Origin of the sequence: Mesonia aestuariivivens (genome assembly GCF_019311235.1) — a bacterium.
Classification (GTDB): domain Bacteria; phylum Bacteroidota; class Bacteroidia; order Flavobacteriales; family Flavobacteriaceae; genus Mesonia; species Mesonia aestuariivivens.
This window is the reverse complement of sequence record NZ_JAHWDF010000004.1, coordinates 38154-50479: the sequence shown is the minus strand read 5'-3', so window position 1 is coordinate 50479 and position 12326 is coordinate 38154. Positions and strand designations below refer to the sequence as shown.

The 12326-nt window shown below is 32.6% G+C and carries 8 protein-coding genes and 1 CRISPR repeat array (1 of these 9 only partly in view); all 8 genes read right to left on the bottom strand.

All coding sequences use genetic code 11. From position 1 onward, the window contains the following. A CRISPR array of direct repeats spans positions 1–3023; the repeat unit is 37 nt; unit sequence GTTTCAATCCTAGTTTCTAAATGGAATGGTCTGGAAG (it extends 2206 nt beyond the left edge of the window). A gap of 193 nt (positions 3024–3216) precedes the next feature. Then, positions 3217–3792 (bottom strand): CRISPR-associated protein Cas4, encoded by a 576-nt coding sequence (cas4, locus tag KW502_RS04795; protein ID WP_219039396.1) that lies wholly within the window; start codon positions 3790–3792, stop codon positions 3217–3219. Further along, positions 3792–4082, bottom strand: a complete 291-nt coding sequence (cas2, locus tag KW502_RS04790) for a CRISPR-associated endonuclease Cas2 (protein ID WP_219039395.1) — start codon at positions 4080–4082, stop codon at positions 3792–3794. The genes cas4 and cas2 overlap by 1 nt, the downstream gene beginning before the upstream one ends. Before the next feature lie 119 nt (positions 4083–4201). Further along, a complete protein-coding gene (gene cas1, locus KW502_RS04785; RefSeq protein WP_219039394.1) occupies positions 4202–5194 on the bottom strand; it encodes a CRISPR-associated endonuclease Cas1 in 993 nt (330 codons plus the stop codon). Then, complete coding sequence (locus tag KW502_RS04780) at positions 5195–5878, bottom strand: CRISPR-associated endonuclease Cas6 (protein WP_219039393.1); 684 nt, start codon at positions 5876–5878, stop codon at positions 5195–5197. A 28-nt stretch (positions 5879–5906) separates the two neighbouring features. Next, positions 5907–8141: a CRISPR-associated helicase Cas3' gene (cas3, locus tag KW502_RS04775; protein WP_219039392.1), complete on the bottom strand. Its 2235-nt coding sequence runs from the start codon at positions 8139–8141 to the stop codon at positions 5907–5909. Continuing rightward, positions 8138–8869, bottom strand: coding sequence for a CRISPR-associated protein Cas5 (gene cas5 / locus KW502_RS04770; RefSeq protein WP_219039391.1), 732 nt, complete (start codon positions 8867–8869; stop codon positions 8138–8140). Before cas5 ends, cas3 begins: the two co-directional genes overlap by 4 nt. A 5-nt stretch (positions 8870–8874) precedes the next feature. After that, positions 8875–9795: a type I-B CRISPR-associated protein Cas7/Cst2/DevR gene (cas7i, locus tag KW502_RS04765; RefSeq protein ID WP_219039390.1), complete on the bottom strand. Its 921-nt coding sequence runs from the start codon at positions 9793–9795 to the stop codon at positions 8875–8877. A gap of 2 nt (positions 9796–9797) precedes the next feature. Then, positions 9798–11582 carry a hypothetical protein gene (locus KW502_RS04760; protein WP_219039389.1) on the bottom strand — a complete coding sequence of 595 codons (1785 nt, stop codon included), beginning with the start codon at positions 11580–11582 and terminating at the stop codon, positions 9798–9800. Between the last annotated feature and the right edge of the window lie 744 nt (positions 11583–12326).

The window sequence follows — 12326 nt, the reverse complement described above, 5'->3', positions numbered from 1 at the left end:
GTTTCTAAATGGAATGGTCTGGAAGGACGGATCTATCTGGTTATTGGGAAAGCCTTGGAGTGTTTCAATCCTAGTTTCTAAATGGAATGGTCTGGAAGAGGGATAGAATTAAACGACTTAGCGACAGGTGTATTGTTTCAATCCTAGTTTCTAAATGGAATGGTCTGGAAGTTAAATGGTTAAATTGAAAAAATTTTTATTATAAGGTTTCAATCCTAGTTTCTAAATGGAATGGTCTGGAAGTTGGTATGGTTAGTGTTTTTTCTTTAGCACCATCCAAGTTTCAATCCTAGTTTCTAAATGGAATGGTCTGGAAGTTTCACGTTTAGGTTTGTATAATGAATTCAGAATGCGTTTCAATCCTAGTTTCTAAATGGAATGGTCTGGAAGATAATTATTTAATTTTATGAATTTGGTCGTTTATCTGTTTCAATCCTAGTTTCTAAATGGAATGGTCTGGAAGATCCAACGCACAAAACCTTCAAACTCTACCTTTTCGTTTCAATCCTAGTTTCTAAATGGAATGGTCTGGAAGTTTGAAAGTAACCGTTAATAATGGGTTAGAATCTCCTGGTTTCAATCCTAGTTTCTAAATGGAATGGTCTGGAAGATTACCACCAACACTTAAACCTTGCGGCCCTTGATAGTTTCAATCCTAGTTTCTAAATGGAATGGTCTGGAAGTTCCCTTTTAAATTCCTTTACAGTTGTTTGTGCAGGGTTTCAATCCTAGTTTCTAAATGGAATGGTCTGGAAGTTAACTCAATCGCTCCAGAATGAGTCTTTTTAGTAGAGTTTCAATCCTAGTTTCTAAATGGAATGGTCTGGAAGTAAATATGTAGAGTCTAAAAATTTAATAGAGGTCATGTTTCAATCCTAGTTTCTAAATGGAATGGTCTGGAAGTAATAGCCGCTTCAATATCTGAACGCCAGTTACCAATGTTTCAATCCTAGTTTCTAAATGGAATGGTCTGGAAGTTTTTTCAGCAGATGAAAAACGTTTGCTAACATTGGCGTTTCAATCCTAGTTTCTAAATGGAATGGTCTGGAAGTATTTCTTACGAATACTTCCACACGGTCTTTTAGGTCGTTTCAATCCTAGTTTCTAAATGGAATGGTCTGGAAGACATAAACTTCAGTTGCTAGCCCATCTATAACCTCGGTTTCAATCCTAGTTTCTAAATGGAATGGTCTGGAAGTATCCAAGGTATACTCGAAGTAACTTATACCTGATAGTTTCAATCCTAGTTTCTAAATGGAATGGTCTGGAAGTTAATTATTTCGTGTTTCATTTTATTGTGTTTTTAATGTTTCAATCCTAGTTTCTAAATGGAATGGTCTGGAAGATCAGAATTAGCTATTTCGTAATGCTTCATCATATCGTTTCAATCCTAGTTTCTAAATGGAATGGTCTGGAAGGCTGATGCCCTGGTGTTGAATAGTCTGTAACAGGATGTTTCAATCCTAGTTTCTAAATGGAATGGTCTGGAAGCTTTAATGTTTGGGCGAGTTTCTTTAATGTCGGCAAGTTTCAATCCTAGTTTCTAAATGGAATGGTCTGGAAGCTTCACCAGAATAAATACCCATCGAATTCATTTTGGGTTTCAATCCTAGTTTCTAAATGGAATGGTCTGGAAGAGAACTTTTGGATAGTAATTACCAGAGGTTTAGGAAGTTTCAATCCTAGTTTCTAAATGGAATGGTCTGGAAGTGAGTTTAGAGGTCATTTCTGCTTCTGCAACATCGAGTTTCAATCCTAGTTTCTAAATGGAATGGTCTGGAAGACTATTACAAGCTTCGTTAACAAGCATAAGGCAAAGTTTCAATCCTAGTTTCTAAATGGAATGGTCTGGAAGATTTCTAAAGAATTTAAAAAAGCTACTACCGATAAGTTTCAATCCTAGTTTCTAAATGGAATGGTCTGGAAGAGAATCCGCTTTCTTTCAAAGAAGTGGGTCTTTCTAGTTTCAATCCTAGTTTCTAAATGGAATGGTCTGGAAGGTAGAGCTCTTTTTATTTTTAGATTTTTCTTCTTCGGTTTCAATCCTAGTTTCTAAATGGAATGGTCTGGAAGTTGCTTTCTTGTAATCTAAGAGTTTAGAAATAAACTCGTTTCAATCCTAGTTTCTAAATGGAATGGTCTGGAAGACTTAGAAATGCCACACGAAGAATAAGAGAATTCGAGTTTCAATCCTAGTTTCTAAATGGAATGGTCTGGAAGTGTTTTTTAAGTATGATGAAGATACTTATTCTATTCGTTTCAATCCTAGTTTCTAAATGGAATGGTCTGGAAGCTTCTGCGTACCTTACCAAAGCATTAGGATCATTCGGTTTCAATCCTAGTTTCTAAATGGAATGGTCTGGAAGTAGTGAATTAAAAGAAGAGCAAAAAAAATCACTTACTAGTTTCAATCCTAGTTTCTAAATGGAATGGTCTGGAAGATTAGCTACAGATACAATCGAGGGTTGGCGGGCAAGTTTCAATCCTAGTTTCTAAATGGAATGGTCTGGAAGATTTTTGGACATGATTACATTCCAAGATGAAGAAGGGTTTCAATCCTAGTTTCTAAATGGAATGGTCTGGAAGTTGCCTTAAATACGTGGGTATTCTCAAACTCTTCTTGTTTCAATCCTAGTTTCTAAATGGAATGGTCTGGAAGAAAGCCAGCGATACGTTGGTAATTATGAGCGCTCTCGTTTCAATCCTAGTTTCTAAATGGAATGGTCTGGAAGTTTGTATCTCCGGTAACAACATTTTGAGCAGTAAAGTTTCAATCCTAGTTTCTAAATGGAATGGTCTGGAAGAGCGTTACTTCTCTGTACTCCCTATTCCCTAAATAAGTTTCAATCCTAGTTTCTAAATGGAATGGTCTGGAAGTTTATTTTGTTCGAAATATTCATCGAATTCTTTTTGGTTTCAATCCTAGTTTCTAAATGGAATGGTCTGGAAGTTTTGCTATTTTTAATTTTTGTTCGTGTTCCATAATGTTTCAATCCTAGTTTCTAAATGGAATGGTCTGGAAGTCGATTTTTTGCCTTAATCCAGAAATAAAAGTGTTTGAGCCAGTGTTTTCAATTTCTAAAACTCCTTTTTTCAATATGTCAAAGAACGTAAAAACCGAAAAATAAGTAATTTTTCCGTATTCGAAAATCCGCATGATTACTGACATAAGCGTATAAATTAAAGCGATTAAAAATAAATTTACAGGCGGAATACTTATTTAATGCAGATATTCCGGTAGGTACAATTTACACATCTTTTCTTAAATGTTGTTGCTTTCGGAAATTTATTTTGCTCAATAATCACCAACATTTTTTCCATACTTTCTTTTATTTCTGCTTTTGCAGCAGGTGGAATAGGGACTTCGATTAATTTATGTTTACTTCGTGTATAGACCAAAAAACCTTTTCTTACTTCCACCTGAAAATTTACTTCAATTAAAACGGCATAACAATAAAGTTGCTGTTTGTAAGTATCGTAAATTCTATCTTTCCAATGGGCAAATTTATAATCTAAAGGAGCAAAAGTCGCATCTTGTAATTCTAGCACCTCATCTATTTTCCCTCGTAAACCTTCCACTCCCAAATATTGGTCTGTCCACTTGTTTTTAACTCCAATCTTTTTCCGTAAATAAGCCTTATTCTGTTCTAACTTTTCGTTATGTATTTCCCTTCCTCTTGTTACCTTGTAAAATTTATCTTCGTATTGCGGAATCCGGAGTACATACTCAAAAAAAGTGTATCTGGGGCAGTACAGATATTCGATAATTTGCGAAGGATAAAAACTTTGCATCAGAAAAACAAGGCTTTTACTTCATCTGTCACCAATTTATCATCAAAAGCCTGGCCTAGCATCGTGCAGTCTTTTAATTGCTCTTTATTCATTCTGAATATATAAATTTTATCGGTCTCTTCATTAATTACTTTTTCAATTTGTAATTCCAGGCTATCTTTTTCATTATCATTTAAACTGCCTAAAAAACAAGAGTATTGCACCCGGTATAAACCAGCGTGTTTACAAGCTTTAGCCACATAATTTCTCGCACTGTTATTTTTAATATCGTATAAAACCCAGATAATCATTTTTATCATTTTAATGGCGTTCCCTGCGGTCGGGCTATCCGTTACAATTCCTCACTTATTTGCGCTGTCGCTTCAACAAGTTGTGGGATTTTCACTACTATCCCTAACGCAATATCCAATCACTTAATTAAATCGTTAGCAAAACGATGCGCTTCTAACTGTACCGCATTTAACCGCGTTTGCAACCGACCTTTATAGCGTATTTTTTCGCTATCTAAATATTCAAGATAGGGAGCTACAAAAAAAGCTTTTCCCTCTTCGTTTAAAGAAACCCCTCCAGTAAATGCTGTAAAATAGTTTTTATTGATTTTCTTTCCAGTAAATAACCTGAATACAAATCGATCGGCATAAATTCGGTAGGGTTCTATAAAATCGAAAACCAGACTTTTTGAATTATAATCATCTCTATGCATAAACCCAACAAAAGGATCAAGCCCAGCCAACATTAAGGCGCGTTCTATACGACTGTATAAAATTCCGTAAGCATAATTAAGCATCGCATTAAACTCATCTTTAGCCGGTCGAAAACTTCTACCGCTAAACGAGAAACTTTTCGGCATACATAAAGACAAAGCATCAAAATACTGACGACCGGCAGAACCTTCCCAACCTCGAAAAGACTCATCAATTTCTTTAATATCTACCGCAGAAGTTTCCATAATTTTTTGTCTGAAACTCAATATAGCTTCCGATTTTTCATCTAGAGATAATTGTAAATTTTTTCGATGTTTTTTTAAATCTTGAAGAAAATCTGATTGATTTTCAAGCTTTACGCTCAACCATTCTTTAATCCATTTTACACCAACTTCGTTTAAAGAAGCTTTTAGTTGCTCTTTACGAATTTTGGTCGTACTTCCTAATTTACTATGCCAAAAGCGACCCATGGGATGACCGTTATTTTCTACAAGTACAATATCGATATTGTGTTTTAAGGCTAAAGCAATAGCATCGGAAGTAAGCGCAGCACCTTTAGAAACAATAAACGAGGTTACTTTGTGGGCAGCAATGTGATTTACCTTAAAAGGTTGCTTTTTGTCTTCCCGCACTTTAATCTCAAACATATCATCTTTAACGTGTAAATAAGTGCCGTAGGTGTTAATAAAAATTTGCATTTAGTTTCGTTTAATGGTCCCAAAACCTCTGGAAACAGCTTTCCCTAAACCAATCTCTTCCGGAAGTTCAGCATTCACAATAAAACTGCCGGTAAATGCCATCATTTTATTTTCCTTAAATTTGGTGCTTTTTTCTTGTAGATTGGTTTTTACCATCAAACGTTCAGAGGCTGATAACTCTACACCCATATTTCTAAAAAAGCTAAGGATATGTCCCACTAAAATAGCATTGAGCATGGCTTCTTTTTCTTTAGTTGTTTCTAAAGCCAAGTAACGAGGATAGTTTTGCTGGTTTAGTGCCATCCAAAGTGTTGTAAAGGTATATTCGTGTAATTGTTCGCTATGTCCTGCCTCTTCATTTTGAACGGCAATATTTTTACTGGTAATATCATATTTTTTACCATTGATATCTAATTCATTAATTTTTAGAAATAATTTTGGTAGCAAAGTGGCTCCTTCGTTGATCCCAATTAGGGTAGGGGTATTGTGCAGCACTTTATATTGGATGCTTGGATATTTATAGCGAAACTTCCCATCTTCATAATGGTTGTGTAAGATAGGGGAGTGTTGCTTAAATAAATTTCCGAAATAGCCACGAAGCTTATGTGCATCACGGGTTTGTAATTTAATCTCCGGAAACTTGATGCGGCAAATTTGTAAATTTTGAGTGGTTGTGGTAGTCATTTTTTCCTTGTTTTAGTGGAGGGTTTATTTAGCAAACTATACTTTTATTCTCATTCTTTTCTTTAAAGGTTAACCCTTTTTCAACATCGTAATTTACATCTGCAAATTTAAAGTTCAACGGAGCTGGAGTAATTTTTATGGCGTTTGCTCTTCTTCTACTTATAGTTAATTCGTGATTACTAAGTTTATCTCTATCTTCACACGTATACAATTCTTCTTCAAAAGTATTTGGAATTATAGATATAGTATCTAGCCCTTCTCTGGTAAACACTTTCTCATCAGTAGTTAGGTCTTTAATGTAATTGTATTTATATTGAATTTCAGAATGCTTATGTAAACCTTCAATATATTTATCATTAGTTTCAATCTCTAAATCTTTATAAACAATATCTACAAGCTCATTTAATTTCTTTTCTGAGAGGCGCTGGTTATTAACCTTTACAAATTCAGAATATGTATTTTCTAGAATATTTGGGACATCATAAATTTTCTCACTGATTTCGTAATGATTAAAAATAATAACTTTAGTATCTCTTTTTTGTCTTTTACGATTGACTCTACCTGCACGTTGAATAATAGCATCAATCGGAGCGTTTTCTGTATAAAGAATGTCAAAATCAATATCTAATGAAACTTCTACGACCTGCGTTGCAATAAGCAACCCACCGTTATTTAGTTTATCTAAATCAAAAATTTCCTGCTCTTTTTTTGCACGATCTTTTTTTATGTATCGTGAATGGTAACAAATTGCTTTTTTACTAAAGGATTTAGCTGTTTCTGCCAAAGACTCATACAATTCTATAGCCTTATCGACAGTATTTACGACAACTAAAACTTTTTTACCTTCTTCAATCTTTGCTTCAATTTCGTCCAGCGATTCTTCAATTAAAATATTTCGTGTTTGAAAAATATTTCTTGACTTTTCTAAAAGTTCTTGATCTTTTATTATAGAAACATTTTCTAAAGTTTTCTCTAATAAAGACAATAGCTTTTGAGGCATTGTAGCTGTCATTATATAAAACTTAGTATTGAAATTATCCTTTAGATATTTTATCGTTGAAATAATTAATCCTAAAGTATATGGTGAATAAAGATGTATTTCATCTATAATTACTCGAGCATTAAGCATATGGAAGGTTTTAACTTCCCAAAAGCCTAGATTAAACCCAAGTGTTAATAGCTGATCTACGGTACATATATTGATGTTTTTAAAAAAAGATTTATCTCTAAAGTATTTTTTTTGATCGTAGGAGTTATCAAATTGTTCTTTAATGTATTGTCTTGCGGATGAATGTATTAGCTGAGTATATTCATTTCCAAAATAATCAGTTAGTCGATTATGTATTGCATTTGAAGTCACTCGAGTTGGTAATAAATAGATAATGCGTTCCCAATCCTTTTTTGAAGATGACCAAGTGAGTGCCGCTTCTGTTTTTCCACTTCCCGTTGGAGCGATAGCGATTACATTTTCATCTACTAAACTTTCCTCTTGAAATTTTCGGAATTTAAAGTTGTTAGCTATATCTTCTTTGCCGTCTTCTACTAATTTTTCTATTATTTTTTTTGCTAAATTATCTATGTTATAAATAATGCCCTTCTCTAATTTTAAATGTCCAGAAGCGGTCCAGTCTGAAATATTTAATAAAGCTTTATGATAGATATAATTTCTTCGACTTTCGATATTTAAAAAATTATCCTCACTTACTTTGTTGTAAACCTTTTGTTTGTAAACTTGGAGTAAAGTAGCATACGGATTGTTAATTGCGTATTTAAATTTATCATTTATAGTTAATTGTTTTTCTCCAAATTCGATTGATTTTTGATTTACAAAATCTACAAATTGATCTATTAGATTGTTTTCTAGTACAAAATCAATAGTTGAATTTCTAGAAATATGCTCATTAAAACCTTCATCATTAAAGGCTTTATGATGTGAGTAAACAGCAACTAAACTCTCCGGCTTTTTTTCATAAAACAAAAGATTGTTTAATAATAAAAATGTACCTGAAAAAAACTCGTGACGCACTCGTTCATCATTATTAAAAGCTCTTTCTCCTCTTATAGTTTCCTGAAAAATGTTACATAATTTTCCAAAATCGTGATATGCTACAGCACTAAAAGAAGCAAACCAAAAATCTTTATTTTCAATTTCTTTAAAATAACGTTCTTTTAATTCATACCAAACCTCAAGTACTAATGAAGTATGTTGAGTTAATGTTTCTACAGGTAAAGATTTTGCCCAAATATCATCTAGTTTATTCATATTGAAAATAATGGTATGAATCTATTTTTATAATATAAGCCCTTGACTTTGAAATTAATTTTCATTTGATTCCCTATCAAGGAAAAAGTACCGATTTTTGAAATTGTTCTTCTGCCATAATCATTTTCATAATCAAAACGTACCGGTAAATCATAGGTTAGGGTATCGTTGGAATAAATAGAAAAGTTTAAATTACCTGTATCAGCTAAACTCATTACATCATTAACAACATCTCCCTTTATAAAACAATTTTCTATTTCAGTTACATCCATTTCTTCAAAATCTTTTTCAATACTTTTTATGTATGCTAAAGAATCGCTATTTCCCATTGTTAATGCATACACCGGATTTTGAAAAGCACTATTAAGTTTTTCTAAAGCTTCTGAATGTTTTGATGAAAAAGCGATTAAAAAGGAAGTAAAAACTAAATATTCTTTTTGAATGATACTCCCGTCCTTTTCAGGATTATAAAGCCGCATATCTCTTATTCCTTTATTGTATTTCCAAGTATCACTACATTTACCTTGATATGTACCATAAACACCGATTTCAAACTCATAGGAATCAAAAAAATCTTGTGCTTGTAATGGACTATAGCCTAGCGCTGCACCCGCCATACCAATAATCGTGGTAGGTGGTGGCAATTCTAAGGACTTGTGAAAGTTTTGAAAATCAGGGTTTCTAAAAGATGCGGTTTGACATTTCATTTCTACAATAAAATTTTTCATCTTTTTTAATTTATTCCGTAATAGGTGTTTACCCAATTTTCAAGCTTATCAAATCCTTCTTTTAAACTGTTCATTCCCTCTTCCTTCTTAAAAACGGCTTCCTGTACTGCAAAAACATAGTCTTCCATAAATTTATCGTAATCAGAAACTACGGTATTCAATTTGGAAATATTGATAGTTCCTTCTTCGGTAAGATCAACAGCTTCAAGAAAAATAGGATTTTTAGATTTCATTAATCCGGCAGCAACAAATTTTGGAGAAATATCAGCTAAAAAACGTGTTTGTCTGCCTTGGCTCCAAAGCATTTGTAGTGCATTTAAGAAATTATTTACTCGAGTTGCTTTTTCTTTATTATCAACTAAATCTACAGTCTCCAGCTCCCTTGTTTTTTCATCTTTTAATTTCGTTTCTTTACCTATGCGATCTAATTCAATAAGTATAGTGCCTCGATAAACCCCAGAATGAATTTCAGTTTCAAAGATGTTTGCATTTAGTTCAATCTTCTTTCCCATAAAATTAGTTGCATAATCTAAATCACCCTTATAAGTTGCTAAAGCCAATAAAGATTCTACTCGTATTGGTGAAGTTCTAACTGTTGAAGTACCTGCCGCTCCATCTTTGCCTTTAGAAGCATCCATATACCCAAAAAGATCATCATCTATATATTTGATAGGATTCATTTCAGTTTTAGGAGCTCCTTTATCTGTACTGGACATTCCTACCGGTGATATATCACTTCCCAACTCTTCCAATTTATCACGTAATGCTCTACGTATTGCTTGTGATGAAACATAAGGTAACTCTTCTCCATTTTGAAGGGTAACTTTCTTTATAGGATTGATATTATCTACTTCTTTATCGCTCCCGTTAAGGCTTGCAAATGATACTTTTGATAAATACGTAATGGTAATACTGTTAACTTTCATTGTTAAGATTCTTTTTGGTTAGATAAAACGACATTTAGACTGTTTAATGCTCCTATTTGAGCATATTGTTTAACGGCTACATAGTTTTTTTCGTTAAGATTTTCTAATATTTCATTAGAGATTGAAACTAAATACTTGCGCTGAATTCTAATTAAGGTTTCTCTAAATTGATCTATAGTTCTGGCCTTATGTAGACTAATAAGATATTTTCTTCCGTTTTTAGCATTGGCTTTTTTTTCAGTATCATTTTTAGGTTCGCCATAATTTATGATAGCATAGCCAATACTTTTACCTAAGCTAATGGCCTTTTGTTGTAATGATTCGTTCATTTCATTGAGTTTAAAATTTATTGTTTGTTCATATATGATTAGAAATTCTAGAATAAGGTCATATCTTCTATAACCTGAGTTGTCGCCATTTGCTAGAAGTAAATAGCTTTTATGGAAAAGCGACTCTAGAATAGGCAAAATTGATTTCCCCTTTAATAGACATTCGATGACTTTTATCCTTATTTGGCGTTCAAGATTCAATCGTTTATTGTAATCTTTAATACTTTCGGTTTTTGAGGTTTTAAATATTAAACCTCTCCAAATTTCACCTATTGCTACACGTTTATCTTTATTCGTCTCGAGTTTATGAATAAGCTGAATTACAAATTTTACGTTTGTATATTCCTCATAAAAATTAGGCCGCAGTGTTGAAGCGAACTTATCTGCTTTAAATGTGACTAAACTAATGGGTGATTTATCAATTTTTAATAGGCTTAGAATATCGGTGGTCTCAGTTTTACTTATGTTTTGAATGGTTAGTTCATCAGCAAATTTCTTTTTATAAAAAGTAAGTAGTATTAGAAATGTGATTTCTTGAGGAGAGAAAGAATCTTCAGCGGCATCTAACGAATAATCTTCTTTTCCTTTTCGAGCAAAACTAAAATTGTGAAGTTTTATATTTCTTTTAAAAGGCATTTTCCATGACTGCATAATTTCATTTTCATAAAAGAATTCGCTTTTATATAAATCATTAATCTCTAGTAATGAATTTGAATTAAAGAATGAAGAAATAAAAGAATCATAACCTTTGTAGTAACTGTACATTGCCAAGGCAGGTGAGAATCTTAAAAGATACAGTCCTTTTTGACTTACCTTTCCATCAGATGAATTTAAAAATGAATTAAACGTAGTTAATCCTTTTATGAAAGGTGAAATGTTAATAGCATTTACTAAACTTTTGAAATGTTCTCCAGTTAAATAACAATATTCTTTACCATCTATCCAATATTTATCTTGTAAATCAATAGTTGTTATTTTGGTGTAAGGCTCGTTTAGATATACTTTTGAAAGTAATTTCAAGTTGTTTTTATCAAAGTAATCCTTTATCTTATTTGCAACATCAGGTTGTTCTTTTTCGAGATTTTTTATCTTAGGAGAATTCTCCTTCATTTTTGTAGTTCCTTGCGCATTGTTTGTCAAAAGTTCAGCTAAACCGTAAGTATAGATTTTAGGAAACCTATGAAATTCATCTTTTTTGACGTCATAGTAAACATTTTCGAGCTTATCCAATTGCTTTTTAGAAGAAGTATCATATATATCTTTCCCCATAAAATAATAGACTTCTTCTAAAAGGGATAAGAGATTCTCAGATTCGACTATTAGTTTATCATCTAACAATCTAAAATTAAATTTCTCGTTAGAATTTTTTCTTTCGTATTGCCCTAAATATCGATATAATGCAACTATACCTGAATTAATGAAAATGTTAGAGGTCTTATTAAATTCTATTTTATTCATTCTTAAGGGATATAATTATGGATATAGTCTATTCAATCATTATGCTTGGCTAAAGATAATTAATTTTACTTTAAAAGTATTACGGTATCCCGCAACTCTCTATAAATACCCGGTATTGGGTATAAAAAATTCTTTTTTCAAAGATGTTAAATACTTATGCTGTAAATTTGGTCAGGTTCAGTGTTGTATTGTACGCCAGGTTTGTAACTCACTTAAATATGTGGCTTCAAAGGATCAACAATAATTTACGAAAGATCTGAAAAAGATCAACAGAGCCGTTACTAAAGATGTAGCTGAAAAATGAACTATTGAACCTGAAAGATAAATGAGGCCGTAAATATCCTGTAGTTATTAAAAGCTGGCAGTGTGACAGGGAACAGTTCTCTCCGTATATTGAATACACAAAGCCATTAGAAAGATTATTTATACTACCAATGGCGTAGAGGGCTTCCATCGCCAGATCAGAAATTTACCAAGACCAGGGGGTATTTACCAATGAAATGTCGCTACTTAAATTAGTCTACTTGACTACAAGAAACATTGAGAAAAAATGAACATTTTATTTGCATAATTTAGAGTCTTACGATTCTACAATTTTATATTAAATTAGGATATCAAGTTATAAAAACGCCAATTCCACTGGGGGTAGCCGTAGAGGAATTGATACATCAGAAAGAGTTTAATTTACAGACCCCATAAAAGGCCTGCTGATCCATTGCGATTTTTTTGCTGGAGTTTGCTTGA

What these genes read in the sequence shown, in the direction of transcription:
- cas5 (WP_219039391.1), bottom strand. Translation starts at nt 8,869, where the DNA reads ATGAAAAATTTTATTGTAGAAATGAAATGTCAAACCGCATCTTTTAGA.
- cas4 (WP_219039396.1), bottom strand. Translation starts at nt 3,792, where the DNA reads ATGCAAAGTTTTTATCCTTCGCAAATTATCGAATATCTGTACTGCCCC.
- cas7i (WP_219039390.1), bottom strand. Translation starts at nt 9,795, where the DNA reads ATGAAAGTTAACAGTATTACCATTACGTATTTATCAAAAGTATCATTT.
- cas3 (WP_219039392.1), bottom strand. Translation starts at nt 8,141, where the DNA reads ATGAATAAACTAGATGATATTTGGGCAAAATCTTTACCTGTAGAAACA.
- cas1 (WP_219039394.1), bottom strand. Translation starts at nt 5,194, where the DNA reads ATGCAAATTTTTATTAACACCTACGGCACTTATTTACACGTTAAAGAT.
- KW502_RS04760 (WP_219039389.1), bottom strand. Translation starts at nt 11,582, where the DNA reads ATGAATAAAATAGAATTTAATAAGACCTCTAACATTTTCATTAATTCA.
- cas2 (WP_219039395.1), bottom strand. Translation starts at nt 4,082, where the DNA reads ATGATTATCTGGGTTTTATACGATATTAAAAATAACAGTGCGAGAAAT.
- KW502_RS04780 (WP_219039393.1), bottom strand. Translation starts at nt 5,878, where the DNA reads ATGACTACCACAACCACTCAAAATTTACAAATTTGCCGCATCAAGTTT.